The 25,255-nt window shown below is 51.4% G+C and carries 27 protein-coding genes; 20 read left to right on the plus strand and 7 right to left on the minus strand.

The window, feature by feature from the left end; translation table 11 throughout:
* Nucleotides 1-73 precede the first annotated feature (73 nt).
* The 13 genes from ACE5LO_RS07345 to ACE5LO_RS07405 all read left to right on the plus strand — a co-directional run bounded on the left by ACE5LO_RS07345 (nt 74) and on the right by ACE5LO_RS07405 (nt 13,852).
* Nucleotides 74-1,429, plus strand: coding sequence for an ABC transporter substrate-binding protein (locus ACE5LO_RS07345; protein WP_375519381.1), 1,356 nt, complete (start codon nt 74-76; stop codon nt 1,427-1,429).
* Nucleotides 1,430-1,462: 33 nt separating this feature from the next.
* Nucleotides 1,463-2,368 carry a carbohydrate ABC transporter permease gene (locus ACE5LO_RS07350; RefSeq protein WP_375519382.1) on the plus strand — a complete coding sequence of 302 codons (906 nt, stop codon included), beginning with the start codon at nt 1,463-1,465 and terminating at the stop codon, nt 2,366-2,368.
* Complete coding sequence (locus tag ACE5LO_RS07355) at nt 2,365-3,213, plus strand: carbohydrate ABC transporter permease (protein WP_375519383.1); 849 nt, start codon at nt 2,365-2,367, stop codon at nt 3,211-3,213. Before ACE5LO_RS07350 ends, ACE5LO_RS07355 begins: the two co-directional genes overlap by 4 nt.
* Nucleotides 3,214-3,255: 42 nt before the next feature.
* Nucleotides 3,256-4,347, plus strand: coding sequence for a M24 family metallopeptidase (locus ACE5LO_RS07360; protein ID WP_375519384.1), 1,092 nt, complete (start codon nt 3,256-3,258; stop codon nt 4,345-4,347).
* Nucleotides 4,348-4,399: 52 nt separating this feature from the next.
* Complete coding sequence (locus ACE5LO_RS07365) at nt 4,400-5,953, plus strand: Ig domain-containing protein (protein ID WP_375519385.1); 1,554 nt, start codon at nt 4,400-4,402, stop codon at nt 5,951-5,953.
* Nucleotides 5,954-5,986: 33 nt separating this feature from the next.
* Nucleotides 5,987-7,195, plus strand: a complete 1,209-nt coding sequence (locus ACE5LO_RS07370) for an NAD(P)/FAD-dependent oxidoreductase (RefSeq protein ID WP_375519386.1) — start codon at nt 5,987-5,989, stop codon at nt 7,193-7,195.
* On the plus strand, nt 7,192-8,193 hold the full coding sequence (locus ACE5LO_RS07375) for a proline racemase family protein (protein ID WP_375519387.1): 1,002 nt from the start codon (nt 7,192-7,194) through the stop codon (nt 8,191-8,193). Before ACE5LO_RS07370 ends, ACE5LO_RS07375 begins: the two co-directional genes overlap by 4 nt.
* A 50-nt stretch (nt 8,194-8,243) precedes the next feature.
* Complete coding sequence (locus ACE5LO_RS07380; RefSeq protein WP_375519388.1) at nt 8,244-9,131, plus strand: dihydrodipicolinate synthase family protein; 888 nt, start codon at nt 8,244-8,246, stop codon at nt 9,129-9,131.
* A 14-nt stretch (nt 9,132-9,145) separates the two neighbouring features.
* On the plus strand, nt 9,146-10,582 hold the full coding sequence (locus ACE5LO_RS07385) for an aldehyde dehydrogenase family protein (RefSeq protein WP_375519389.1): 1,437 nt from the start codon (nt 9,146-9,148) through the stop codon (nt 10,580-10,582).
* A 30-nt stretch (nt 10,583-10,612) separates the two neighbouring features.
* Nucleotides 10,613-10,906 carry a (2Fe-2S)-binding protein gene (locus tag ACE5LO_RS07390; RefSeq protein WP_375519390.1) on the plus strand — a complete coding sequence of 98 codons (294 nt, stop codon included), beginning with the start codon at nt 10,613-10,615 and terminating at the stop codon, nt 10,904-10,906.
* Nucleotides 10,903-11,238, plus strand: a complete 336-nt coding sequence (locus tag ACE5LO_RS07395; RefSeq protein WP_375519391.1) for a (2Fe-2S)-binding protein — start codon at nt 10,903-10,905, stop codon at nt 11,236-11,238. The genes ACE5LO_RS07390 and ACE5LO_RS07395 overlap by 4 nt, the downstream gene beginning before the upstream one ends.
* On the plus strand, nt 11,235-12,458 hold the full coding sequence (locus ACE5LO_RS07400; RefSeq protein ID WP_375519392.1) for an NAD(P)/FAD-dependent oxidoreductase: 1,224 nt from the start codon (nt 11,235-11,237) through the stop codon (nt 12,456-12,458). The genes ACE5LO_RS07395 and ACE5LO_RS07400 overlap by 4 nt, the downstream gene beginning before the upstream one ends.
* Before the next feature lie 275 nt (nt 12,459-12,733).
* A complete protein-coding gene (locus ACE5LO_RS07405) occupies nt 12,734-13,852 on the plus strand; it encodes a DUF6805 domain-containing protein (protein ID WP_375519393.1) in 1,119 nt (372 codons plus the stop codon).
* A gap of 189 nt (nt 13,853-14,041) precedes the next feature.
* Here ACE5LO_RS07405 and ACE5LO_RS07410 read toward each other — a convergent pair whose 3' ends face one another.
* From ACE5LO_RS07410 to ACE5LO_RS07435, 6 genes are all read right to left on the minus strand, one after another.
* Complete coding sequence (locus tag ACE5LO_RS07410; RefSeq protein ID WP_375519394.1) at nt 14,042-14,413, minus strand: YtxH domain-containing protein; 372 nt, start codon at nt 14,411-14,413, stop codon at nt 14,042-14,044.
* 138 nt (nt 14,414-14,551) lie between these two features.
* A complete protein-coding gene (locus ACE5LO_RS07415) occupies nt 14,552-15,088 on the minus strand; it encodes a GNAT family N-acetyltransferase (RefSeq protein WP_375519395.1) in 537 nt (178 codons plus the stop codon).
* 54 nt (nt 15,089-15,142) lie between these two features.
* Nucleotides 15,143-16,144 (minus strand): phosphotransferase enzyme family protein, encoded by a 1,002-nt coding sequence (locus ACE5LO_RS07420; RefSeq protein ID WP_375519396.1) that lies wholly within the window; start codon nt 16,142-16,144, stop codon nt 15,143-15,145.
* 18 nt (nt 16,145-16,162) lie between these two features.
* Nucleotides 16,163-16,618 carry an NUDIX hydrolase gene (locus tag ACE5LO_RS07425; protein ID WP_375519397.1) on the minus strand — a complete coding sequence of 152 codons (456 nt, stop codon included), beginning with the start codon at nt 16,616-16,618 and terminating at the stop codon, nt 16,163-16,165.
* Between the two features lie 52 nt (nt 16,619-16,670).
* On the minus strand, nt 16,671-17,369 hold the full coding sequence (locus ACE5LO_RS07430; RefSeq protein WP_375519398.1) for a CTP synthase C-terminal region-related (seleno)protein: 699 nt from the start codon (nt 17,367-17,369) through the stop codon (nt 16,671-16,673).
* Nucleotides 17,370-17,446: 77 nt separating this feature from the next.
* Nucleotides 17,447-17,992: a glutathione peroxidase gene (locus ACE5LO_RS07435; protein WP_375519399.1), complete on the minus strand. Its 546-nt coding sequence runs from the start codon at nt 17,990-17,992 to the stop codon at nt 17,447-17,449.
* Between the two features lie 374 nt (nt 17,993-18,366).
* Here ACE5LO_RS07435 and ACE5LO_RS07440 point away from each other — a divergent pair, with 374 nt between their 5' ends.
* The 6 genes from ACE5LO_RS07440 to ACE5LO_RS07465 all read left to right on the plus strand — a co-directional run bounded on the left by ACE5LO_RS07440 (nt 18,367) and on the right by ACE5LO_RS07465 (nt 22,190).
* The gene (locus tag ACE5LO_RS07440) at nt 18,367-18,534 is read left to right on the plus strand and encodes a hypothetical protein (protein ID WP_375519400.1); all 168 of its coding nucleotides are present in this window, start codon (nt 18,367-18,369) and stop codon (nt 18,532-18,534) included.
* Nucleotides 18,535-18,847: 313 nt separating this feature from the next.
* Complete coding sequence (locus ACE5LO_RS07445) at nt 18,848-19,792, plus strand: helix-turn-helix transcriptional regulator (protein WP_375519401.1); 945 nt, start codon at nt 18,848-18,850, stop codon at nt 19,790-19,792.
* A 17-nt stretch (nt 19,793-19,809) separates the two neighbouring features.
* Complete coding sequence (locus ACE5LO_RS07450) at nt 19,810-20,283, plus strand: hypothetical protein (protein ID WP_375519402.1); 474 nt, start codon at nt 19,810-19,812, stop codon at nt 20,281-20,283.
* A gap of 111 nt (nt 20,284-20,394) precedes the next feature.
* A complete protein-coding gene (locus ACE5LO_RS07455; protein ID WP_375519403.1) occupies nt 20,395-21,006 on the plus strand; it encodes a DedA family protein in 612 nt (203 codons plus the stop codon).
* Between the two features lie 101 nt (nt 21,007-21,107).
* Nucleotides 21,108-21,755 carry an HD domain-containing protein gene (locus ACE5LO_RS07460; protein ID WP_375519404.1) on the plus strand — a complete coding sequence of 216 codons (648 nt, stop codon included), beginning with the start codon at nt 21,108-21,110 and terminating at the stop codon, nt 21,753-21,755.
* Nucleotides 21,756-21,977: 222 nt separating this feature from the next.
* Entirely contained in the window at nt 21,978-22,190 is a 213-nt protein-coding gene (locus tag ACE5LO_RS07465; RefSeq protein ID WP_375519405.1) for a hypothetical protein, read from the plus strand.
* 85 nt (nt 22,191-22,275) lie between these two features.
* Here the strand turns inward: ACE5LO_RS07465 and ACE5LO_RS07470 are convergent, their stop codons facing one another.
* On the minus strand, nt 22,276-22,647 hold the full coding sequence (locus tag ACE5LO_RS07470) for a helix-turn-helix domain-containing protein (RefSeq protein WP_375519406.1): 372 nt from the start codon (nt 22,645-22,647) through the stop codon (nt 22,276-22,278).
* Between the two features lie 615 nt (nt 22,648-23,262).
* On the opposite strand from ACE5LO_RS07470, the gene ACE5LO_RS07475 reads away from it, so the two are divergent.
* A complete protein-coding gene (locus ACE5LO_RS07475; RefSeq protein ID WP_375519407.1) occupies nt 23,263-25,197 on the plus strand; it encodes an asparagine synthase-related protein in 1,935 nt (644 codons plus the stop codon).
* The last annotated feature ends 58 nt before the right edge of the window (nt 25,198-25,255 follow it).

Here is a 25,255-nt window from a genome sequence, read left to right on the forward strand (position 1 = left end):
GTGAGTGTACAAAAGATGACTTTTTGAACTACCTCTTGTAAGGAGAATCCGATTCAGGAAGGGGCCGGTGAGCATGGTGAAACGACGGTTACGGACATGGATGGCTCTTGTGCTGACGACGATGCTGGCAGGGCTGACGGCTTGCAGCGGGAACGCAGGCGAAACGCCCAATTCGGATGCGGTCGAGCTCAGGTTCATGTACTGGGGAAGCAATGACGAGAAGCAGGCGATGGAAAAGATGGTCGAGAGCTTTAATGCTTCCCACCCGAACATCCGGGTGAAGGGCGAGCATGTTCCGGGTGATTACACGACCAAAATCAACACATTAATGGCCGCGAATCAGCTGCCGGATATCGCCTATCTGGGCGATTCACTCACGATGAAATGGGCAAGTGAAGGTAAGCTCCTGGATTTATCCTCTTATTATGACGAATATCCCGAATTAACCAACAAGCTTAAATCCTCCTATCTCTACAGCGAACCCGGCAAATCAATCGGCAATTACACCGCACTGGAAGTCATGCAGTTATTTTACAACAAGGAGCTGTTTACGGAAGCGGGAGTCCCCGTCCCGCCTGCGGATCCCGAACAGGCCTGGACCTGGGATGAGTTTCTGGAAATTGCGAAAAAGCTGACCAAGGATCAGAACGGCAAGCATCCGGGGGAAAGCGGATTCGATCCGGATAATATTGTGCAATACGGCTTTGCCTTTGGCAACGACCGCAGCTCCTGGGGCCCGCTTCTGGCGAGCAACGGCGCAGGCTTAACCGACGAGACAGGCACAAAGTATACCCTGAATAGCCCTGAGTCGGTGGAGGTATTCCAGAAGCTGCAGGATCTGGTGTTCAAGGAGCATGTGTCCCCGGATTTGATTCAACAGCAGGATATGCCTTCCAATACGATCCGGCTGCAGACGAAAAAGGTTGCCATGGTGGTAGACGGGACATGGTCCCTGCTGGACTTTTCCAATAACAAGCAGCTGCAATGGAGCGTTGGCGTCCTTCCGAAACTGAAGGAGCCCAAAACGATGATTGTTGCAGGAGCGACGGTGATTTTCCAGTCCACCAAGCATCCGAAGGAAGCACTCGAATTTTATTTGTACCATAACAACCCGGAGAAGGTAGAGCTGTTCAAATCCGGTCTGTGGATGCCTATCGAGGAAAAATATTATACAGATGAGCAGGCTATCCAGTCATGGACCAATAACGCCGCACATCCGCCGGAATTTCAGGAGGCAGGCATCAAGTATGCCAGAGATTATGCGATCAAGCCGTTGACCACCACCCTGCGCAACTGGCCTGATATCGGTTCCAAGCTGACCCCGGGGCTGGATCTGATCTGGACGAACAAGAAAACGGCGCAGCAGGCGCTGGATGAGCTGGAGCCCATCATTCAGCCCTTGCTGCAAGGCGTATACCCGGATGAATAATCCGGCAGGAACGCCGGGAAAGGAGAACAGCTCATGAAGCGGCCAAAATCAGGAATGGAACGTATGGAGCGAAACTGGGGTCTGCTGTTTGCGCTTCCTGCCATCCTGGGACTCATGATCTTTACGATTGGACCGATTGCGGCCTCATTTGTCTTCAGCCTGACCGACTGGACAATAGGCGGACAAATGAGCTTTGTCGGGCTGGATAATTACCGGACGATTTTGACTGAGGATGCTACATTTTCCAAATCCATGTTTGTGACCGCTTATTATGCATTGGGCAGTGTCCCCCTTGGTCTGGCGGCGGCTTTTATCATTGCGCTGCTCTTAAATCAGAAGGTGAAGGGCCTGTCGGTGTTCCGCACCATTTATTATTTGCCTACCATTGTACCGAGCATTGCCAACACCATGCTGTGGCTGTGGATGTTTAACCCGGATTTTGGTTTATTGAATTCATTGCTGGAGCAAGTCGGACTGCCGGGAAGCAAGTGGATTTATGATGAGAGGACAGCCATTCCTTCCTTGATTATGATGAGCACGTGGGGGATCGGGAACACGGTCATTATCTTTTTAGCCGGGCTGCAGTCGGTGCCTGCCCATTTGTATGAAGCGGCTGAAGTAGACGGCGGCCATATGTGGCATAAATTCATTCATATTACCATTCCTTCGATGACCCCGACCATTTTCTTCAATCTCGTAATGTCTTTAATCTCTACCTTTCAATCCTTCAACCAGGCCTATGTCATGACCCTTGGGGGACCCAACAATTCGACCTTGTTCTATGTATTTTACTTGTGGCGCACAGCCTTTACGGAAACGAAAATCGGTTATGCTTCAGCACTGGCCTGGATTTTGTTTTTCGTCATCATGGCATTGACTGCCCTTATTTTTTCCACGGCCAGCAAGTGGGTTCACTATGAAGGGGGTGGACGTTCATGAATCAGGTTTTAGGTGCCAAACCCTTCCGGTTTACCCGTGTGCTGCTGTACATCACTTTAATCACAGGCAGTGTTTTCATGCTGCTGCCATTTGTATGGCTCATTCGCAGCTCACTGATGGGAACCTCGCAAATCTTCGTGTTCCCGCCGGAGTGGGTCCCTGCTCCATTTCAATGGAGCAATTATCCGGAAGCGCTGACCTCGGTGCCATTCGGCAGGTACTTCATGAATACATTCATCATTGAAGTATGTGTGCTGGCGGGCGTGCTGTTAACCTCCATAATCTCGGCGTTTTCCTTTGCACGATTGCGCTGGCCGGGACGGCAGCTGATTTTTTCCCTGCTGATCGGCTCGATGATGCTGCCTTACGCGGTGACGCTCATTCCCACCTTCGTCATGTGGCGTGAACTGGGAGGGCTGAATACATTCCTGCCGCTGATCGTTCCCGCATGGTTCGGCGGCGGAGCATTTAATATCTTCCTGATGCGTCAATTCATGCTGACGATTCCGCGTGATCTGGATGAAGCGGCATATATGGATGGAGGCACACCTCTGACCGTGCTGTGGCGTGTTATCGTTCCCCTGTGTTCGCCAGCCTTGATCGTGATCGGCATTTTTACCTTTATTGACGTGTGGAACGATTTTCTGGGTCCGATTATTTATCTAAGCGATGAAAGGAATTTTACGCTGGCGCTGGGACTCGCGACGTTTCGCGGGCTGAACAATACAAATTGGCCATATCTGATGGCGGCTTCCAGCACGATTTTGGCTCCTGTTGTCCTGCTTTTTTTTATCGGGCAGCGCTATTTTATTGAAGGCATCACCTTGACAGGGATAAAAGGCTAGCAGGAAGCCAGGTTGCACGATTTGAGAAAAGGAGGCGAATGAATGAAAGAAGAGGGCATGAAGGGTGTACCGGGCAGATTGGCCCGCTTGCGCGCGGAATCCCCCGCGCTAGGTATAGACGCGCTGCTGATTACACATGGTCCCAACCGCCGTTATATGACCGGGTTTACCGGCTCGGCGGGGATAGCGCTCATTACAGAGCAGGAAGCTTTCCTGGTCACGGATTTTCGCTACATGATACAAGCAGCGGAGCAGGCGCCGGAATATTCCATCCAGCAGCATGAGGGGCCAATTCTCCAAACTGTGGCTGAGCTTGCAAGGAAGTTAGGTGTTCAGCGGCTTGGTGTAGAGAGCCGTCATGTCTCCCTGCAGCAGTCGGGCGAGCTTCAAGCGGCGCTTGGCTCGCTGGAATATGTGCTGACTGTGGATGTAGTTGAAAGGCTGCGCGATGTAAAGGATGAGGAAGAGATCCGCACCATCAGCGAGGCGGTGCGCATCACGGAGGCCGCTTTTACAGAAGTGCTGAATTCGATCAAGCCTGGTGTAACAGAGCGGCGGATTGCGGCGGAGCTGGAGTACAGACTGCGGCTGGCGGGTGCGGATGCGGGCGGCTTTGCGTTCATTGTCGCTTCGGGAGAGCGTTCGGCGCTGCCGCACGGGCTGGCCAGTGACAAGGAAATTGGCCGGGATGAGTTTGTCACGATGGATTTTGGCGCCAACTTGCGCGGTTATTTATCTGATCTGACACGCACGGTATTTGTCGGAACACCATCAGAGCGGCATGAGGAATTATATTCCATTGTGCTGGAGGCCAACAAGAAGACGATTGCGGGACTTTGCCCGGGGTTAAGTGGGCGAGAGGGGGACAGCCTAGGGCGGGATGTGATTGCCTCATACGGCTATGGCGAGTATTTTGGCCACGGGCTGGGTCACGGCTTTGGTCTTGAGATTCATGAGCAGGTGCGGCTGTCCCGCGAAAGCAAGTCGGTGCTGGTGCCGGGTCATGTCCTTACGGTGGAGCCGGGGATTTATATTCCGGGTTTCGGCGGGGTCCGCATTGAGGATGATGTGTTAATAACAGATGATGGTGTCAAAGTGCTGACCTCTTCGCCGAAGGAACTGCTTGTATTGTAGGAACGCAGTTATTTCGCAAGTCATCCAAAAAAAAATGATGGAGGGATTAAAAATGCACAAACGAAGCACAAAGGTAGGTTTGACCACGCTTGCGGCTGCCCTGATCGTTGCGTTAACACCGGCTGTTCCGGGTGAGAAGGCTTTTGCCGAAGAGGAATTGCAAGCACAAGCGGAATTGCAAGCGTTAGCGCCAGCGGGTGCCCAGGTTATCGACATTTTCAAGCGGACGGTGAACGATTATGGCATCGAGCTGGTCGATTGGCAGGGGTATCTGGCAAATCCGTATGTGAAGTTAAAAGTCAAGCCGCCGGCGGACGCTTCTTTTCCGGTAACCGTAACGCTGAAAGCACAGGGCACATCCCGCCTGATGATGGATTTGCCAAGCACGCTGTCGGCGAACGGAGCCAGCAAAACCTTGACCTTCAACAGCGCGCTGGAGGAGAAGAACTTCCTGCTGGCCATCCATCCTGATCGGATCGGCGGGAACGGCGAAATTGAGAAGTACACGCTGTCCATGGCCGTGACGGGAAGGGATGGGAGCACGACGAACCAGACCATTCCCATTCGGGTACTGGATCAGGATGATAATGCCGAGCCGTCCATCCCGATTGATTTTGACTACCGCTTCGATACGATCAAACCTTATTTCAATGATGCTGCCACCAGAAAAGCCACAGAGCTGGCCATAAAGGACTGGTTTTATTTCTTCGATCTGAAGCCCTTCGACACGGTTCCGACCGGGGCGGAGGCCAACCATCTTCCCGGAGACGACTGGCAAAATACGATACAGGTGTCAAATAACAAAGCCTATAACGGCATGTGGGTGTTCCTCAGAGGGTTGAACGGACCGTATTCCACGGGTTATCCGGCAGCGAACGGCAAATATCACACCCGGAACGGTGTAACTGTACCGGGCAATTTGAACCGTTCTTACGGTCTGATTCTGGATTTCTATGATGATGCGGTTCCATTTACGTCCGTGAATGACGAAGAATGGTATCAGTCTGACCTGTCCAAGGTGACGGATGTGTATGGGCTGATGATGCACGAATTCGGCCATGCGGTGGTGTTCAGCGACACATTCCCTGGCGTGAGAGCACTGAAGGAGTCGGGAGGCAATGATCCGGTCATTTTGGCTTATCAAAATAGACCGGCCCTGCTGGACAATAGCTATCATCTCTCCGGAGCGCTGGCTGAGGTGGACAGACTGAGCGGACAAAATGGCGGCTGGAATCATCTGTTCCCGACCCGGCGCTGGATGAATACCAAGCTGTCGCTACTCGTAGCCGAAAAAGCAGGCTGGCCGTTGCGCAAAAATTTGACTCCTTTCCTCGCGCCGGAGATTGTGACAAAGGAGCTGCCCGCACCTGTTCAAGGGCAGGCCTATTCGGTCAAGCTGGAGGCAAAGGGTGGCGTACCGTTTTATGATTGGACGGTCACGCAAGGCGAGCTGCCCGCAGGTTTCAAGCTGGATCGATTCACGGGAACGATTAGCGGAACGGCGGCAAGCGGAACAGGAAACAAAACGTATACGTTCACCGTACAACTGCGGGATTATGATGAACTGGGTAAACCTGTGACACGGAGCTATTCACTCAAGCTGTAATCCCATTGCAGCAGTGGAAGGAGAGGTCGACGAATGAAACACGATGCGGCGGATCTGCTGGTTGTAGGCGGCGGCATCATCGGTGCGGCTATCGCTTATTATGCGGCAAAATCCGGCTTGCAGGTCGTACTTGTTGAGCGCGGAGAAATTGCCGGCGGCACTTCGTCGCGTTGTGACGGAAATATATTGGCGATCGACAAGGAGCCGGGACTGGACAGCCGCATGTCGCTGCTGTCGCAGCAGCTGGTGGCAGAGCTGGCCGGGGAGCTGGAGGATGAGTTCGAGTACCGCGCGCCGGGCAGCATCCTTGTCTGTGAAAATGAGCAGGAGATGCAGGCGGCGTTGCAGTGGGTCACCCGGCAACAGCAGGAAGGGCTTCCGTTCCGCATGCTGGACCATCAGGATCTGCGAGAGGAATGGCCGTATCTGGCGCAGGATTTGCCGGGGGGACTGGAGTGTGCGACAGATTCCACCGTGAATCCGGTGCTGATGACGTATGCGCTGGCCAAAGCTGCGCGCCGGATGGGAGCCAGATTGTTGCCGCACACGCCGGTGCAGTCTGTCCTGAAGGACGCGGGCGGCAATGTCCGCGGGGTGGAGACACCTCGCGGCGCTATCCGTGCAGGTGCAGTGGTATTGGCGGCAGGGGTATGGACACGCGCCATCGGTCAGTCACTTGGCCTGAACCTGCCCATTATACCGCGCAAGGGACATATCCTGGTATCTGCCCGCATACCATCCATCGGGAAGCGGAAGGTCATGGAGTTTGGCTATCTGATGAGCAAGTTTGGCGGAACACGGAGCGTGGCTGAAGAGGATGAAAAATACGGCATAGCCATGGTATTCGAGCCTACCGCATCGCAAAACATTTTGATTGGCAGCAGCCGTCAGTTTGTCGGGATGGATACAAGTGTCGATCAGCAGGTGATCCGTCTGATCGCCCGCCGGGCGATTCGCTTCTTTCCGGTGCTGGCCAACATGCCGCTGATGAGGGCGTATACCGGCCTGCGTCCATGGACACCGGACCATTTGCCGATTATATCGGCCGTGGAGGAAGTGCCGGGACTTTTTATTGCTTCCGGTCATGAAGGGGACGGGATCAGCCTGGCTGCGGTGACGGGAAAGCTGGTGACGGAAATGATACGCGGCGAGCCTGCCTGTGTACCGCTGGAGCCGCTTCGGTATGACCGGTTTGAAAAGGATGATGCCAGTCTTGGGATTCAAGGGGAGGTAACCGGATGAGTGAGCTTGGCAAAATTATGACGATTGATACCCACACCGGAGGCAATCCGACACGAACGGTCATTCACGGCGCCCCCAAGCTGATCGGCCGTACGATGCTGGAGAAGATGACTTACATGGCAGAGCATCATGATGATTTTCGCCGTCTGCTCATGTTCGAGCCGCGCGGGCATGAGGTCATGTCAGGCTGTATTTTAACAGAGCCCTGTCATCCGGATGCCGATATCGGAGTGGTGTTTATGGAGACAGGCGGCTATCTGCCGATGTGCGGTCACGATACGATTGGCGTATGCACGGCGCTGATGGAAATCGGATTCATTACCCCGGACAAAAAGTCCATATTGCTGGATACTCCCGCTGGTCCCGTTCAGGTGCGGCTGGATGTGGATGGAGGCAGGGTGAAGCAGGTGACGTTTACGAATATCCCATCCTTTGTGTACCGCCACGAGGTGGAGGTCCAGGTGCAAGGTCTTGGGCAAGTGACGCTGGATATTGCCTATGGCGGCAATTTTTACGGTATTATCGAGGCGGCTTCCATCGGTCTTGCGTTGGAGCAGCATAATGGGGCAGAGATTGTCCGGAAGGCGGTGCAGATTCGGGAAGCGGTGAATGCGGTGGTAGAGGTCGTGCATCCCGACAACACGGTGATTCGCGGAATGACGCATATTGAATTTTACGGGGAACCGACCGTTCCAGAAGCCCATTGCCGCAATGTCGTTGTCATCCCGCCGGGAGGCATCGATCGTTCGCCCTGCGGCACAGGAACCTCGGCCAAGGTGGCGCTGCTACATGCCCAGGGTAAGCTGGGGCTGCATGAACCGTTTGTGCATGAAAGCATTACGGGCTCGATGTTCCGTGCGGAAATTGTGGGCGAAACGCAGGTGGGTCCCTATCCGGCGGTGATTCCGCAAATTACAGGCTCAGCCTGGGTAACAGGACATCATCAATTTGTGCTGGACCCGGAGGACCCGCTTAGGGAAGGGTTTCTGTTGATGTAGCCGCTTTTTTGTAAGTAAGAAAATTGGATTGGGAAAGGGTTGGTGAGTGTATGGCACGTTTTGAGGGTGTGTATGTGGCTCTGGTTACACCGTTTACGGCCGAACTGGAGGTCGATTACAAGCGTCTGACCGAACTGTGTGAGCATCTGATTGCGAATGGTATTGACGGGCTGGTCTCCACGGGATCACTGGGCGAGTATGCGGCTTTATCCCCGGAAGAACGCTCGCAGGTGGTGCATACCGTCATTGACGCCACGGCGGGACGTGTCCCGGTTGTTGTGGGATCGGCGGCTCCATCCACCAGGCAGGCGGTGCATTGGGTTCAGCATGCGAAGGATGCCGGGGCAGCAGGTGTTATGGCACTGCCGCCCATTAATTACAATCCGCTGCCTCATGAGGTAACCGCCCATTATGAAGCGCTGGCAGAGGTAGGCCTGCCGATCATTGTGTATAACAATCCCCATGATTACAAGGTGGACCTGACCCCTGAGGTGCTTGCGGACTTATCACGATTGGATAATATCGTAGCTGTCAAGGAGTTTTCCGGCGATGTAAGACGTATGCACACCATTCTGGAGACGACAGACCTTGAAGTGATGGTTGGCGTGGATAATCTGGCGATGGAGGGAGCGCTGTTTGGCGCGACAGGCTGGATTTCGGGAGTGCCCAATGCGCTGCCAACGGAAGGGGTGGAGCTGTTCCGGCTTGCACGGGCAGGAAATATAGCGGAGGCTTCCGCTTTGTACCGCAGGCTGCTGCCGCTGTTCCATTATGATGCCAAGCCGCAGCTGGTGCAGTCCATCAAATATATGATGGAGCTGGCCGGATTTCCGGTCGGCCCGACACGCCCGCCCAGACTGGCGCTGCCGCAGGCAGAGTATGACCGCATTCGTGAAGCCTTTGAGGCGGCCGTTCGTCCGAGCGGGGTCTCATCCTAATGGAGGTGAAGACGGTGGAGAGCCGGAATTGGATCGGTGGCGAGTGGCAGGATCCTTCCGGCGATGAGATGGTCGTGTGCAACCCTTCGGCGCTGCAGGAAGAGGTGGGGGTTGTCCGTTTTTCTACGAAGGATGATATAGCTCAAGCCGGGGAAGCGGCGCGGCGGGCTCAAGCGGGCTGGGGGGCATTAACTCCGGCAGCCCGGGGGGCCTATCTGTTCAGGGCTGCCGGGCTGCTGGAGGCAAGTCTGGCGGAGGTGGCCGAACTGGCCAGCCGCGAGATGGGCAAGCCCATTACCGAGATGCGCGGCGAGGTGATGCGGGGCGTCCATTTGCTCCGCTATTACGCGGCAGAGGGGGTGCGTTCCATCGGTACGGTCATTCCCTCCAATGAATCTGGAGTGCTGCAATATACGAAGCGCGTTCCACTCGGGGTAACGGCCGTCATTACGCCATGGAATTTTCCGGTCGCCATCCCGCTATGGAAAATCGCGCCCGCACTCCTCTGTGGCAACACGGTCATCTGGAAGCCTGCCGAGTATGCTTCGCTCACGGCGGTTCGGATTGCTGAGCTGTTTGAAGCGGCACAGCTTCCTGCCGGTGTGCTGAATCTGGTGATCGGTCAGGGTCACGCGATAGGTGATGTTTTGCTGGCGCATAAGGAATTGGATGCCGTCAGCTTTACAGGCTCAACCGCTACAGGCTTGGGCATTGCGGAGCAGTGTGCGCGGCGCAACCTTAAGTACCAGACCGAGATGGGCGGTAAAAATGCCGCCATCGTGCTGAAGGACGCGGATGTGGCGCAGGCGGTGGCGGCGATCATCAGCGGGGCTTTCCGCTCAGCGGGGCAAAAATGCACGGCCACCAGCCGGGTAATCGTGGAGCGGCCTGTCTATGAAACGTTTACGGAAGCTTTGCGTCAGGCGGTAAACAGCATCCAGGTTGCCCCGGCGCTGGACCCTGGGGCGTATCTCGGACCGGTGGCGTCCGCAGGCCAGTATGAGAAGGTAATGTCCTATGTGGAGATGGCCCGCCGGGAAGCCGACATTTTGGCCGAGGGCGGAGCCGCTGCCGGGACGGAGCACGGGTATTACGTGCGTCCGTTGGTGGCCGCCGGGTTGGATTCATCACACTCGCTGATTCGGGAGGAGATTTTTGGACCCGTGATCAGCGTCCTGCCAGCGGACGATTTTGAGGATGCGATCCGGCTGTGCAATGAGACGGTATACGGGTTAAGCGCCTCGCTGTTCACCCGCGATTTGCGGCTGGCCCACCGCTTTCTCGATGAGGCGGAAGCCGGTATGGTACGGGTAAATCAGGAGACCGCCGGTGTCGAATATCAGGCTCCCTTCGGCGGTCTGAAGCAGTCCAGCTCGCATACGCGGGAGCAGGGTCAGGCAGCGCTTGATTTTTATTCAGCACTTAAAACCTGTGCGATTAATTTTGGATAAGCGGGCAGCGGAGCAAAGGAGGCGGTTGGAATGGATGTCAGGACGTCTGACGGGTCAACGCATTTGATGGTTTGCCGCTGCGAGGAAGTGAGTCTGGCACAGCTTGAGGAAGCCTGCCGCGAGGGAATGGACACGGTGCGGCAGCTTAAAATGGCGACACGGGTGACGATGGGGGCCTGTCAGGGCAGGGTCTGCCGTCAGGTGGTGGAGTCGTGGTTTTACAGCCAGTATCCTGCTGCCCGCCGGGAGGCGGAGCTGTTATCGCAAAGGCCTCCGGTGCGTCCCGTCACGTTCGGCCAGTTGGCAGAGGGAGGTTCCCTATGAGCGATATGCGCATTGTCAATCACCCGATTCTGGGGCCCAAATCTGCACGGCGGCAGGTGTCCTTCACCTTCGACGGGCGTCCCATGCAGGGGCTGGCCGGAGAACCGCTGGCGGCAGCGCTGCTGGCGGGTGGTGTCCGCTTGCTGAGAAGACATGAGGAATCCGGCACGCCCAGGGGCATTTATTGCGCGATCGGGCACTGCAGCGAATGCCGTCTGACGGTTCATTCGCTCGGTACCGTCCGCTCCTGTCTGACAAGGCTGGAGGAGGGCATGATCGTGGAAAGCGGGCGACAGCTGTCGAATGAAATCACGGGGAGAATGGTGACATGAGTAACAGCGTGCAGCTCATCGTCATTGGCGCAGGCCCGGCCGGGCTGTCCGCTGCGGCAGCGGCTGCCGGGTACGGAATGCGGGTCACGGTGCTGGATGAATTTACGGAGCCGGGCGGGCGTATGCCCGGACAGTATCATGAGGAAGGCGGTAAAGGCTGGTGGGTCGGAAAGTTTGTTGCGGATCAGCTGATTGCCCGCTGCAGGGATCTGGGGGTGGATATCCGCTGCGGCGTATCTGTGCATGGCATGGAATATACGGCCACATGGGGGATTTTCACCTCCCACGGATTATTCACCGCTGATTACGTGCTGCTGGCGACGGGGGCCGCCGAAGCTCCCGTTCCGCTGGAAGGCTGGACGCTGCCTGGCGTTATGTCTATTGGAGCAGCGCAGGTGCTGACCAACGTTCATTATGTCAAGCCGGGGGAACGTGGCATTATTGTAGGCATGAACGTCTTATCCATGGCGATTGCCCGCGAGCTGTCCGTCGCCGGGGTCAAGATCGCTGCGATTGCGCTGCCGTGCGCCCATCCGCTGGCAGGCACTGCGGCCCATCCGGCTGCCTCCGTGAAGCTGCTGCTGCAGCTCTCGGGGCTCGCCCCCGCCGCCTGGATGCGCACAGGCGGCAGGCTGGCAGCGGCGCTGCGGCTGGAGGGCCTCATTGCGCGCTGTTATCCCCACAGGGGCTTTCGCCTGTGGGATATTCCCATCCGTTTGCGGACGGCGGTGCTGTCCGTGAACGGGCGGGACCGGGTCGAGTCTGTGACCCTGGTTCGGGTCAAACCGGACGGCTCGCCGATTCCCGGCAGCGAGCGTGTCGAGCCCGTCGACTTCGTGGCGCTGAGCGGCGGATTGTATCCGCTCGCTGAGCTCGCGGCGGTGGCGGGCTGCAAATTCGTCTACAGCCCGGGGCTGGGCGGGCATGTTCCGCTGCATAGTGAACGTATGGAAACCACGCTCAAAGGGCTGTATGTAGCGGGGAATATTACCGGCATCGAAAGCGGGTTGGTCGCTATGGCCCAGGGCCGTCTGGCAGCCGCCTCCATTGTCCATGCCGCCGGCCTTGCCGGAGTCGATGGGGAACAGCGGGTACAGGAGGCGATCCGTGAGGTCCATACTGCCCGGGAACATGCGCTGATTCAGTTTCATCCCGGTATCACGGAGGCGAGAATGCAGCTGTACCGGCAGTGGGAGCAAGCTGCCGGACGCGCATATTAATGCTCGCGAAACTGAAGAAGCTTTTTTCTTTGCTAACAGTTGTCATAGCGCTTATTTGGCCGGAAAAACGAAGCTTTCTTTACTAACGGTTATATGCGTGCTTATTTAGGAGAGACAGCCTTTTTGCCTACGAAAAATGGGAAATAAGCTCGATGGCAACCGTTACATCTTATAATCCTCTGTTTTTACCCAAATAGCGTCGCTTACAACCGTTAGAATTTTTGTGTTTTTATGCGTGTTCGCACCTATTCCCTGGTCAAGCACCTATTTTGGCTTTGAGCCTACAAAGGAGGAACAGAAGCAAGCTGTATGTCAACCAGTTTATCGCGTCCACATTGGAATGGAAAGAAGCGGGAATCACGTTAAAGCAAAGCACCTCTTATCCGGAAACGGATCATACCAAGCTGGAAATCCAATGTGATCATCCTGTCTCCTTGACCCTGCTCATTCGTTATCCGTATTGGGCTCTTCAAGGCATAACCGTACGTGTAAACGGCAAAGAACAGGAGGTTGTGACAGAGCCGGGAAGCTTCGTATCTATTGCGAGAACTTGGATCGACGGTGATGCGGTAGAGGTGACGATACCCATGTCGCTGAGGCTGGAGACTATGTCGGATAATCCGGGACGGGCGGCGGTTATGTACGGACCGCTGGTGCTGGCGGGCGACCTCGGTCTGATCGATGATCCAAAGGCCAGGGATTTCCTCTACACCCCGGTATTTATCCCGCAAGCCGAGGAACTGGAGTCATGGATACAGCCGGTGGAGGGGAAAACGAACACGTTTAGCACTTCGGGGGCCGGGCATCCGCGGGATGTGGAATTATCTCCTTTTTATAAAATGCATGACCGTACGTATTCCGTATATTGGGACATTTTTACGAAAGAAGGGTGGCAGGAGGCGGAAAAGGAATACACTGCCGCACGTGAAAAGCTGGCCATTCTGGAGCAGTGTACCATCGATTTTGCCCAGCCTGGGGAAATGCAGCCTGAGCGGGATCATAACTTCCAGGGTGATGCTTCAACCCGTACCGGATATGTGAACAACCGCCCTTACCGGAATGCGGGCATCGACGGCTGGTTTTCTTTTGACTTGAAGATCGATCCGACCGCACCGATGCTGCTTGTCATTACCTATACAGCCGCACTGGAAATGCCCAACTGCGGTTTTAATATTTTGGTGAACGGCCACCCGCTTGAGCAGTTTAGTGAAGGCTTTGATGAAGCCGACAAGTTTTACAACATTCATGCCGAAATTCCGGCTGCCTGTCTGGAAGGCAAGGAGCAGGCGACCGTAACCTTCAAGGCCAAGCCCGGCCAGCGTGTCCGCAGATTGTTTGGGCTGAGAATGGTTAATAAGGATGTGTATGATCGGCTCTATCAGGCGGGTAGTTAGGGATGAAATTAAGAACGAAGATATTTATGCAGGGATGCCGGGGGAAGAGTGATTCATTGAACGCTTTATAAAATTGTCCGGGAAGGACAAGGGCGGCAGCTCCTTCCCGGATATGATCTTTTAGCTGTGATAAGACTCTCAACCTCTGTAGGTGCGTAATTTACTATTGAGACTGTAGCTTCCAGCGGATTAATGGCTATGCCTTGTACTCAGCGCCCCGCTTGATTCGGAATCGGAATCATTGCTGCTTGCGCTGTTATTCGCCTTGAATTCCTTCAGCTCAGTTTTTACCTCTTGGGCTGCTGCAACCGCTTCGTCTTTCGCTTCCTTTACTACGCCGATTGACTCTTTGACGACTTCTGCGGCCTCGCGGCCTTTCTCGGTAATTTCACGCCCTTTTTCGTTATACTCAGGGCCTTTCTCCTTGATCAGCTTCAGCAGATTGACGAGCGTGGTCCGCATATCCCTTCCATTCTTCGGTGCCAGCAGCGCGCCGATCCCCGCGCCAACCAAGGCTCCTGCTACGATCCCGTATACCATTTTTTTAGTTTGGTCTTCCATGTTCATCTCTCCCATCTGTGATAGTATCGATGTTCTTGTATTGTAATTACCCAACCGTCAGGTTTTTATGTCACCCGATTGCATGAAAAAAAGCGGCAGACCAGGACTCGAAAAGAGTGCCTGATTGCCGACGCTATTTTATATTTTGTATTCAATCAACCAGCAATCCCGATATTCTCCTTCGTGAAGCTCGCGTTTCGGAAGAAGCCGTACTTTCTTAAAGCCGCATTTTTCGTAGCACCTTAAGGCTCTTTCATTACTGGTCCGAGGGTCCATGACGACCCGGTCCGCTTTTTTGTGCTCAATTAAAAATTGAAGCATAGCGGAAACAAGCAGGGTGCCGATTCCTTTCTTCCAATAATCCGGCTCTCCTATGAACTGGTCTGTTCCGTAGATCGTTCCATCCTTATCCGAATACCCATATGCTTGTCTTGTCTCATCGTCTAATTGGTAGTATTGTATGTATCCTATTTCGCAGCCATCGAATTGAATAATGCATTTTACTGTGTCATCTTCCGGATCATAGTAAATATCAAGAATCTTTTCTGCATCGAAAGCATTGTCCCGCCCTTCATAAAATTCCAGAACAGCGGGGTCGGAAAGCCATTTTGCCAGCAGGCCGGCATCCCTGTCTTCCAACTCACGAACCATTAATTTTCCATTTTGGAACAGCATGATACTCCCTCTCTTCAGAACGTGCATGAGTTGATTTTGACGAGTTTGCTCCGATTATAACAGGCTTTCCAATTGATCAGGCAGCGTTGTCCAATGATCCTCAATCCAGTGCATTTCCTCGACGAATCGGTGGAGCAAGGATCTGATCTCGCTTTCCATACGAACCTCTGTCCGAAGCCACCAAATGGATTCGTCCAAATAAAGCATGTACATAGCGCGGGAGAGCATGCCGTAGGGCACTTCCAGATGCTCGCGGTATCCATTCAAAAATGCCTGTGCAGCCTCCTTATTGAGCTGACCGTTCCGTAAAGATCCCGACAAGATTGCGCGGGCGATATCAATTTCCTGATATACCATCGTCATTCTGTCGAAATCCACAATAGAAGCCAGTCCCTCTGGGTTCAACAGGATATTATCCACCCACAAATCCCAGTGCAGCCAGCCCGCCGGAGAGGATTCAAACATTCGGAAATCCATGGCTTTAACAACCTGCCGTGACCGATTGAGCCATTCTAATACAATCTCATCTCCAGCCGCCTGCGCTTTTTCGTGGTTTACCTGCCACTCTTTGAGATAGAGGTCTTTGTCAGGTTTCCAGGCAGGCTTGTTCAGTGGCGGTACTGAGCGCAGCCATTTATGCATTTTGCCCGCAGCTTGCCCCAGTTGGTACATTTGAATTGTATTCAAAGATCCAGCCTCGGCGGTATAACCGTCAGTCCACTCCAGCATGGTATATAATAAGCCTGACGGTGTTTCTTGAATACAATGACTGTTATGCGGAAAAACCTGCGGGCATGGGACTCCGGCTCTATTCAATACATGCTGAATCCGGAGCGTATTCTCGATCGCGTTTCTTTTTTCAGGCCGTGCGTTCAGGTTGTAACGAACCGGATGATAATACTTGATAAACCTCGGCCCCTGGTCCGTTACCATCTTCCATTTGATGTTAAGCCAGCCCTTGTCAATCACTGCTGCTTCGCTCACGGAAAGACCGAATGTATGCTTAAGATGAGCTGCAATTTCGGCCGCCAGACTCTCTTTCGTATCTTCAGTCATCGCAACGCCCCTTTCAATTTATTTTTTAGTTCGGTCGTGCTGTTGAAGAACGGCCTTTAAGTGCTGCTCCGCCCTCGATATGCTTTCTTTCGTCCAAGGCGGCGCATCTGGATGATTCATGATCTCGTCAGTTGTCATCCACAGTACCTCATCGACCTCGTCGGGGCTTTTGGGATACGCAGTTCCTTGACCATACTCGCACAGGAAAACAATATTGATTACAGGTCGCCCATCATCTAACACAAAAGAGGAACTGTACAAAAATTGGACAGCTTCCGCAATTTCTATACCAACTTCCTCAAAAATTTCCCGTCTGACCGTCCTTTCGAGAATTTCCGTAGAGACTCCTTCCAGATCAGCCTTGCCGCCGACCAGAGAAAGGGTGCCGCCTGCGTGCTCCTCTTTGCTGCTTCGTTTGATAAGCAGCCACTTGTCCTGCTGGAGAATCGCACCCTCGACATTTACGATGAACATCCAATCCCTCCTGTGGAATCCTATGTATTTTTTAGATGGGAGCAAAGTTGAGCTATTTCTCTCCGGCCGCACGAAGGAAAGCTTTGATTAAAGGGTGGGTGATGTTTTTCAATACTGAACGCTCTGGCTGGAATAACGTCCCTACAAAGAAAGGATGGTGATCCAGCTCCATAATTCGGACTTCACCGTCCAGATCTGTGCCGACAATTCGCAAGCCTGCTTTTTCCAAGCTAGGGGCAAATTCAGAGTTTAAACCGTAATTGCAAATCCCGTACTGTTCATGGATCTCATGGGAATCATAAATCTTTGCCGTTTTCGAACCAGGGGTTAGTGTAAAGGTGTGGACTTGTTCACTTACGGAGCACGACAGGGGAGCAACCAAGATTATGGATGCGGCGGGATTATCCTCGGCATGATCGGCTTCAGCAAGTCCCATGACATTTCTTGCAAACTCAATCACCATATGCTGAAAGCCGCCGCATGTGCCCAAAAAAGGAATCTGTTGCTCGCGTGCATACTGGATGCCGTTGAATGCCCCTTGCATGCTTTGGTACGGACTGGCCGGGACCGCCCAAATCGCATCATACCCAGAAAGTTTTTGGTCAACATTTTGCTCCAGTGTCGGCGTTGCCACCCATTCGTAGCTCACTGACATGCCCAAATCCTTAGCTGCTAATTGAATGGCCTGAGGTATAGCTCTGTGCGCTGTAACCTCCTCATTAAAATCCCCGATTAAACCAATTCGGCACATATCCGCACTTCCTTCCCAATGGGTTATTACTCCATACTAATTTTTGAAGCGGATTTTGCCAACGATTTTTTTATGCATTACAGAAGCGACTTAATGTCTGACTCCAGCTCAAATGGCTCGATCGTAGTCTCATATCTGCCGAATACCCTGCCGTCCCGACCGATCAAAAACTTGGAGAAATTCCACTTGATCCCGTCACCGGCATATACATCCGGGTATTTTTCCTGCAAAAAATCCTTCATCCACCGTCCGTTAGAGGTCTGAGTATCGAAGCCCTGGAAGGGGGCTTGCCCGGCGAGATATTGAAATAAAGGATGAGCGGATGGGCCTCGGACATCCAATTTTTCAAACAGCGGAAACGTTACACCAAAGCTGCTCTTGCAGAATTCCGCTACTTCCGGGTTTGTGCCCGGTTCTTTTTCGTTAAATTGATTGCAGGGAAAGCCGAGAATTTCAAAGCCCTGGTCCTGGTAACTTTCATATAGCTCCTGCAGTCCGGCAAATTGGCGGGAATAACCACATTTGCTGGCCGTGTTGACAATAAGCAAAACTTTCCCTTGGTAAACGGATAATTTAACGGGCTTGCCGTCGATGGAGTTCACTTGAAAATCATAAACAGACATCCGTCCATTCCTCCTCGTTATGTTATAGACCCATCATAAGGCTGCAGATGCTATTACTCCAATATATAAAGAGGATAAATCTTATAGGTAAATATAATAAATGTTCTGTTCCAAAAGACATTCTACGAAGCAGTGCTCCTTAGTTTACCAGACCGCGAACTGAACGATGGAGCCCAGCACCGCCAAATATAAAATAACCCCGACGGATTGCATATTGATTACTAAATGGGGGGCTTCTATAGTGCAGCCATGTTTGTAATTGGCATCATCGGGTAACTATATGTAAAAGGCAGGGCCGCAGGAACACTTGAGGGCTTTTGCACAAGCAGATTTTCACAGGAGCGGTTGCTCCAATATTGAAGGAGGGAATTGCAATGGAATTTCAATCCGAAGACAAACTTCGCAACAAGCTGAATAAAGACGGAGATTCCCTGATGGAGCAAAAGAAAATGGAGAATGGTCAGGACATCGAGCCTGAAGCCGAAGAATGGGTTGCGAAAACGACACCGGGGATCAGTGACGATAAGAACTCCACAAAATAAGTGGAGAATGATCCAGATCTTTGATTCAAGACAGATTGTCCTTAACGGGCATCTGTCTTTTTTAATGTCTGGCAGCCCGACTTTTAAAAAAACATCACGCCACCCTCATGGTAAAAAGTGTATAATTAGTGGGATAGCCATTTGCATAATGAGCTATACCACGCACTACAGAAATCCATGCTGCTTCGCGTAATTTCCCCAATGAGGGCTTTCTGTAAAGTGATCACAAGCCCAGCTTATCCTTGAAATAAGACATCTATTGTCATGATTATTTGCTAAAATAAAATCATTAACCTGATGGAGGTGAAAGTGAATGCGGGCGGACCGTTTATTGCATATCCTGCTGCTGCTGCAGAATCAGGGCAGACTGACCACCCGGCAGTTGGCCGGACAGCTTGAAGTATCGGAGCGGACGATTGCAAGAGACATGGAAGCGCTCGGCATGGCCGGTATCCCGGTATATGCCGAAAGAGGGGCCAATGGGGGATGGAGCTTATCTGAAGGATATCGGACCCGTCTCACAGGCATGAAGCCGGATGAGCTGGTTTCCCTGTTCATATCCGGTCAGGAAAAGGCGCTGGAGGATCTGGGAATTCGCAGACACTTCGATTCCGCAATACAGAAGTTGTTATCCTCCGCTCCGGACACGGTGCGGGACAGCGCGGAAGAGGTACGGGCCAAGCTGCATATCGATGGGGCGGGCTGGCATCAGGCGGACGAGCAGTGTCCATGCCTGCCGGTGATTCAGGAAGCTGTATGGGGAGAACGGCTGCTGTCCATTACGTATATGCGTGGCGAAGAGGCTGAAGAGCGGACCGTATCTCCGCTCGGTCTTGTAGCCAAACGTGGTGTGTGGTACCTGGTGGCGGCTACGGAGCACGGGATGCGAACGTTCCGCATTTCCCGTTTGACTGCCGCCGCGATGCAGGAGGAATCTTTTGAACGGCCACCCGGATTTCAATTGGCGCAATACTGGGAGCAATCCATGGCAGAATTCAAAGCAAGCCTGCCGCGTTACCCGGCAAAGCTTCGCTTTCAAGAGGAACTGCTGGACGTACTGTCCCGTACACGGTATGTAAAGCTGCTGCATATGGTACAGACAGGGCAGGAGATTGAAGCAGAGGTGGAATTCAACACCATGGAATCCGCCTGCGGCATTATTCTTGGGTTTGGTCCCGGGATGGAAGTACTGGAGCCGCAGGAGTTAAGGAGCCGGGTATGTGAGCAAGCGGCGGCTATTACCGCCTTATATCAATAACGTTAATAGGAGGTTGCATGAAAGGAAAAGAGGTTGTTTTCAGAGTCAAGAATCCTATTAATTTTAATGTTTTGTTAGGTTATCTTCTCCTTGGGGGCATCAACTCGTTTAATCTTTATAACAATGTCGAAGATGGTGGGATTACAGGAATAGACTACTTTGTTATCGCAGCAATAGCTTTGCTCTGCGTCGTTTGGCTTGCTGCTGCTGTAAGGGCGCTGATCGGCCCACGAACCCTGGGCCTTGATTACGGCTCAGTTACTTTGGGCAAAAAAACGCTGCAAAGCAGCGAGATTAAAGAGATCATTATCCATCATGATTTCATGGGGCTGGTGAATGTTGCGATTCTGCCCAAAGGCAAAAAAATCGTTCCTGTACATTGGTCCTTCAGAATGATAGATGACAGAGTAGCTAGCCTCAAAGCTCTGGAAGCATGGGCTACCGCTAATCATGTGGATTTGGGATGGGGCCATTTTATACGCTGGCTATGAAATCCGGGTCATCATTGAAATACTAAATACTACTTCAGCGGGTTTGCCCCCACTGTACGATACTTGGTAGAATGGCAGTGGGAAGTACAAATTCGTGACAGAGGGTGTATAATGGAAAACTGGATTACGTCATTTATGGAGCAGTACGGTTATTTTGGAATCTTTCTGATGATTGCCTTTGAAAATGTATTTCCGCCCATACCATCGGAGGTTATACTGACATTCGGCGGGTTCATGACCACGAACTCCGATTTGACAGTGCCTGGAGTGATCGCGGCGGCTACCGCAGGATCGGTGGTCGGAGCGATTATTCTGTATGGCATAGGCCGTATATTAAGCGTTGAGAGAATGGAAGCGATCGTTGGCAAGTGGGGGCATATTCTCCGTGTCAAAAAGCAGGACATACATAAGGCAGATGCCTGGTTTGACAAATATGGGCCGTGGACAGTATTGTTTTGCCGCATGGTGCCGCTGATCCGCAGTCTTATATCCATTCCGGCAGGCATGTCGGGCATGAATTTCTGGGTGTTTCTTGTGTTCACCACGATTGGCACGTTAATATGGAACATTATCCTTGTCAGTGTTGGAGCTGCGCTGGGAGACTCCTGGGAGAGCATCCTGGCTTACATGGATGTGTATTCGGAGATTACTTATGCCGTTATCGCAATCGCCGTTATTATATTTATTATTTATTGGATTCGCAGAAGCCGGAAGAATTCCTGAGATTAAACCAAGGGTTCCCGATTCGGTTACAGCCGGGCTGTGCCGGAAGAATGGAACCTTTCCTATATTAATGACATGAATATCTAAGGGAGAGACTGATTATGTATGAAGCTTCTGACATAATACACCTGGCTGAGCAGTTTGTAAAGGAGCAGCTGCAGCACGACAGCAGCGGCCACGATTGGTGGCATGCATACCGGGTCAAGCAGACGGCTGCTGCCATTGCGAAAGGGGAAGGGGCTGATCTGCAGATCTGTATTCTGGCTGCGCTGCTGCATGATGTGGCAGACCCGAAGCTGAATTCTTCCAAGGAAGAAGGGCTGCGCAAGGTGGAGAATTGGCTGCAAGTTGAGGGAGTACCGGCTGAAGCAAAGGACCACATTCTTGAGATTATAGCCACCATGTCCTACAGCGGCGGGAACCGTCCGCCGATCCGGACGCTGGAAGGTCGGGTGGTACAGGATGCCGACCGTTTGGACGCCATCGGCGCAATCGGCATCGGAAGGGCCTTCGCCTATGGCGGGTCAAGGGGACGTCTGATGTATGATCCTGGAGAAAGCACCCGTGAATTTCAATCCGAGGAGGAGTACAGAAGCCATCAGGGCACGACGATCCATCATTTTGATGAAAAGCTGCTGAAGCTGAAGGATCTCATGAATACGGAAAGCGGGCGGGAGCTGGCGGAGCAACGGCATCAGTTTATGCTGGAATTCCTGGACCGTTTCCATAAAGAATGGGAAGGAAAATAAAATCGATATGAGGGTGATGATTTACACCGCTCATTCAGCAACAAGGTCAAAACTGGAAAAATATTTGACAAAGAGATCCCCTGAAATAAAGTAGGGGATCTCTTTATATTTATTGATACAATACGTATCAAAGTTTTCGATAGTATGCTAATATGATCGTAGAGGGGATGTAACCGCTTTAATTTAATCTGTTGATATGATAAAGGCTTTGGGGGAATGGGGATGAAGCCTGCATATAAGGCATTACATACGGATCAGGAATTATTTGCTGCGGCGGTCACTCAAGCTAAGGTGGATGTAATCATGTCGATGAATAGTATTTTAAGTATTGTGGTCAACAGCGGCGGCAGTATAGAAAAGTTTACTCCCGAAGCTGTAAAAGTTAACGGGGGGTTCTACTTCAGAGACCGGTTTGAATTCAGAACAAAGATATGACCTTTTCGCTGTTCAGAATAAGTCCGAAGAAGCGGCAGAGTGCTGTCAGCTCGTTAACTGGACAACACTTGTCGTATGGTTTTTTTTATCTCATCGATCTTTCGGCCCTAATGAAGGCGATGAATCTTTTCGCTTCTTCAGGCGTTAGTTCTTTGCCATCAATAGCAAAGGAAAACCTCTCTAAAATGTTTTCGTCCGAGAGCTCCAGGTTTTCAGAAAATTCTAGGATTTCATCATTGGCAGCAGGGATGAGATCATCGTCTCGCCCGAGCAAGTAGTCAATCGATACTTGAAAGAAATCGGCGATCTTACGAAGTGTATCAAAATCGGGTTTTCTTCTGTTCTTCTCATAATGAGATAAGGAGGCGCGGGAAATTTGCAGTTGGGAGGCCATCTCTTCTTGTGTCAGCTTTCGATTTTCCCTCAGCGCCGAAATTCGTTCACCGCAAGTGTGCATAAATACATTCTCCTCAAATTTTTAAACGTGTTGTTAAGATATGGGACAAAACAAAAAACACGCTTGACTAGATACTTAACGTATCATATATTGTACAGTATAATACGACAAAATACATAATGTATCAAAGTTAAGGGAGTTTGTTTATTATTTAAAGGTGAAAAGGGGTGTTCAAGAATTTTGCCGGATCATCGATTCAATACTCAGCAAGTTTCCCTTGTCGTTGAAGTATGCCTTCAGCAAGAGGAAATGCTATTGTCTGTCACCCATAAGCAAGTTTTATCGCAACCTGTATCTGCCCCGGTTCGGCAGACTTACCATCCACTGCTTGCAATGGAGCACTCTTTGCAATGTCAGCGAAATGTGGTTCAGGCGCTTCATGTGGATCGACCATATGTTTACGCGAAAGTATTAGAGGCATATGAAACGGCAAGTTCTTTTCCAAAACCCAATTCTTCGCATTTGACGGTGAGAACATGATCGGCATTCACACGGATACATATTTATACTCAATAAATACACTTAATAATACCATATTTCAAATGTAATTTGCACTAATAAATAGAACTGCATGAGTTTTTAATATTTATATTACGTATGAGATCGGGTGAAGAAGTGGGCGCGATAAACGGTATTCTTCATTTTCATGGATCCATGATCAATTACAGCGAAGCCGATGTGCTAATGCAAGCTTTGCGAAAATACCCTGTTGATCAGACCGGTACATGGTTTGGCAGGACCCTTTTTTTTGGTTGCCATGCGCAATGGATAACTCCTGAATCTGTTCATGAAATATTACCTTATTATGATACTGAACGAAAGCTTGCCATCACTGCAGATGCAATCATTGACAACCGTGCTGAACTGTTTGATTTGCTGCAAGTGGCGTATGAACGGCGTGCGAAGATGGGGGATAGTGAGTTGATTTTACTCGCTTACCATAAGTGGGGAGAAGAAACGCCAAAGTATTTGGTCGGCGATTTTGCCTTTATGATTTGGGATGAAAGGCAAGATAAGCTTTTCGGTGCGCGAGATTTTTCCGGGACACGAACCCTTTATTTTTACCGGGATTATCAACGATTCGCCTTCAGTACTCTCATACAGCCGTTATTTACGCTCCCTTACATTGATAGAGGGCTTAACGAGCAATGGATCGCCGAATTTCTCGCGATTCCGACAACCACCGACGCGGTGGATACAGCCTCGACGGTCTATAAGCAAATAGAACAACTATCTCCTTCCCATACGATAACTGTAATGAACGGGAAATTTACTTTTAGAAGGTACTGCACTATAGCGGAGGGCAACAAGTTAAAGCTGTCGTCAAACGGGGAGTATGAAGAAGCATTTCGTGAAGTATTTCAAAATGCCGTACATTCGCGGATTCGGACTCATCGTGCGGTAGGCGCTCAATTGAGCGGAGGGCTGGATTCAGGCTCTGTTGTCAGCTTTGCCGCCAAAGCATTGCACAACGAGGATAAACATCTGCATACCTTCAGTTATGTTCCTGTCGACGATTTTGAGGATTGGACTTCGAAGAGAAGAGTGGCTAACGAGAGGCCATATATCCAATCCACAGTACAACATGTAGGGAACATTACGGCTCATTATTTGGATTTTAAAGGGAAAAGCCCGCTTTCGGAAGTGGACGATTGGCTTGACACTTTTGAGATGCCTTACAAGTTCTTCGAAAACTCTTTCTGGATTAAGGGAATTTATGAATCGGCTCGACAACAAGGAGTAGGTATTCTATTGAACGGCCAAAGGGGCAATTGGACGATATCGTGGGGGCACCCTTTAGACTATATGGCAATTTTACTAAGGAAGATGAGATGGATCCGCTTTTACCGCGAACTGCGGCTTCACAGTAGAATCGCAGGCATAAGACGGTTAAGACTGCTTCCGGTGATTGGCAGGAAAGCATTCCCGTTTGTTCAACATCTTGCCTGGAACAAAGAAGATTCGTTTCCATCGCTGATTAATCCGGAGTTTGCGAGAACAACAGATGTTTTTGATAGACTGCGGCAGCACGATATTGATGCCACCGGAACTTATCTTGCCAATGCATATGAATACCGGAAGAGACAGTTTGAGCAGCTATATTTTTGGAATATTAACGGGACATTCGGAACCAAGCTATCTTTGCGGTACTCTGTATGGGAACGTGATCCTACCAATGATTTACGGGTGATTAAGTTCTGTTTGTCAGTACCGGAAGAACAATTCGTCCAGGATGGAGTCAACAGGTCACTTATTCGCAGGTCTATGAAAAATGATTTGCCTGACGATGTAAGAATGAACCTACGGATTCGAGGGGTACAAGGAGCGGACGGAATACATCGGATGAAACCATCCTGGAATCTATTCATGGAAGAGCTGCAGCAGCTTAGTTCTGATGGCGAATTATCCCGCTTCATCAATATGCAACTTTTAAAAGAAGCTATTTCAAAATTGCAGACTGGACCGCAATCCAACTATATATTCGACGCCGATTTTAAAATTATCATGCGGAGCTTGATATTTTACCGATTTCTTAAGAAATTTGCGTGATTTTGTAGTAGCTACGAGTGGTAGTCGAGGTTCTGTGCCTTGCCTATACAGCTTTTAT

The organism is Paenibacillus medicaginis, assembly GCF_042138635.1.
Taxonomy (GTDB): domain Bacteria; phylum Bacillota; class Bacilli; order Paenibacillales; family Paenibacillaceae; genus Paenibacillus; species Paenibacillus medicaginis.

What these genes read in the sequence shown, in the direction of transcription:
- ACE5LO_RS07345 (WP_375519381.1), top strand. Translation starts at nt 74, where the DNA reads ATGGTGAAACGACGGTTACGGACATGGATGGCTCTTGTGCTGACGACG.
- ACE5LO_RS07350 (WP_375519382.1), top strand. Translation starts at nt 1,463, where the DNA reads ATGAAGCGGCCAAAATCAGGAATGGAACGTATGGAGCGAAACTGGGGT.
- ACE5LO_RS07355 (WP_375519383.1), top strand. Translation starts at nt 2,365, where the DNA reads ATGAATCAGGTTTTAGGTGCCAAACCCTTCCGGTTTACCCGTGTGCTG.
- ACE5LO_RS07360 (WP_375519384.1), top strand. Translation starts at nt 3,256, where the DNA reads ATGAAAGAAGAGGGCATGAAGGGTGTACCGGGCAGATTGGCCCGCTTG.
- ACE5LO_RS07365 (WP_375519385.1), top strand. Translation starts at nt 4,400, where the DNA reads ATGCACAAACGAAGCACAAAGGTAGGTTTGACCACGCTTGCGGCTGCC.
- ACE5LO_RS07370 (WP_375519386.1), top strand. Translation starts at nt 5,987, where the DNA reads ATGAAACACGATGCGGCGGATCTGCTGGTTGTAGGCGGCGGCATCATC.
- ACE5LO_RS07375 (WP_375519387.1), top strand. Translation starts at nt 7,192, where the DNA reads ATGAGTGAGCTTGGCAAAATTATGACGATTGATACCCACACCGGAGGC.
- ACE5LO_RS07380 (WP_375519388.1), top strand. Translation starts at nt 8,244, where the DNA reads ATGGCACGTTTTGAGGGTGTGTATGTGGCTCTGGTTACACCGTTTACG.
- ACE5LO_RS07390 (WP_375519390.1), top strand. Translation starts at nt 10,613, where the DNA reads ATGGATGTCAGGACGTCTGACGGGTCAACGCATTTGATGGTTTGCCGC.
- ACE5LO_RS07395 (WP_375519391.1), top strand. Translation starts at nt 10,903, where the DNA reads ATGAGCGATATGCGCATTGTCAATCACCCGATTCTGGGGCCCAAATCT.
- ACE5LO_RS07400 (WP_375519392.1), top strand. Translation starts at nt 11,235, where the DNA reads ATGAGTAACAGCGTGCAGCTCATCGTCATTGGCGCAGGCCCGGCCGGG.
- ACE5LO_RS07410 (WP_375519394.1), bottom strand. Translation starts at nt 14,413, where the DNA reads ATGGAAGACCAAACTAAAAAAATGGTATACGGGATCGTAGCAGGAGCC.
- ACE5LO_RS07415 (WP_375519395.1), bottom strand. Translation starts at nt 15,088, where the DNA reads ATGCTGTTCCAAAATGGAAAATTAATGGTTCGTGAGTTGGAAGACAGG.
- ACE5LO_RS07420 (WP_375519396.1), bottom strand. Translation starts at nt 16,144, where the DNA reads ATGACTGAAGATACGAAAGAGAGTCTGGCGGCCGAAATTGCAGCTCAT.
- ACE5LO_RS07425 (WP_375519397.1), bottom strand. Translation starts at nt 16,618, where the DNA reads ATGTTCATCGTAAATGTCGAGGGTGCGATTCTCCAGCAGGACAAGTGG.
- ACE5LO_RS07430 (WP_375519398.1), bottom strand. Translation starts at nt 17,369, where the DNA reads ATGTGCCGAATTGGTTTAATCGGGGATTTTAATGAGGAGGTTACAGCG.
- ACE5LO_RS07435 (WP_375519399.1), bottom strand. Translation starts at nt 17,992, where the DNA reads ATGTCTGTTTATGATTTTCAAGTGAACTCCATCGACGGCAAGCCCGTT.
- ACE5LO_RS07440 (WP_375519400.1), top strand. Translation starts at nt 18,367, where the DNA reads ATGGAATTTCAATCCGAAGACAAACTTCGCAACAAGCTGAATAAAGAC.
- ACE5LO_RS07445 (WP_375519401.1), top strand. Translation starts at nt 18,848, where the DNA reads ATGCGGGCGGACCGTTTATTGCATATCCTGCTGCTGCTGCAGAATCAG.
- ACE5LO_RS07450 (WP_375519402.1), top strand. Translation starts at nt 19,810, where the DNA reads ATGAAAGGAAAAGAGGTTGTTTTCAGAGTCAAGAATCCTATTAATTTT.
- ACE5LO_RS07455 (WP_375519403.1), top strand. Translation starts at nt 20,395, where the DNA reads ATGGAAAACTGGATTACGTCATTTATGGAGCAGTACGGTTATTTTGGA.
- ACE5LO_RS07460 (WP_375519404.1), top strand. Translation starts at nt 21,108, where the DNA reads ATGTATGAAGCTTCTGACATAATACACCTGGCTGAGCAGTTTGTAAAG.
- ACE5LO_RS07465 (WP_375519405.1), top strand. Translation starts at nt 21,978, where the DNA reads ATGAAGCCTGCATATAAGGCATTACATACGGATCAGGAATTATTTGCT.
- ACE5LO_RS07470 (WP_375519406.1), bottom strand. Translation starts at nt 22,647, where the DNA reads ATGCACACTTGCGGTGAACGAATTTCGGCGCTGAGGGAAAATCGAAAG.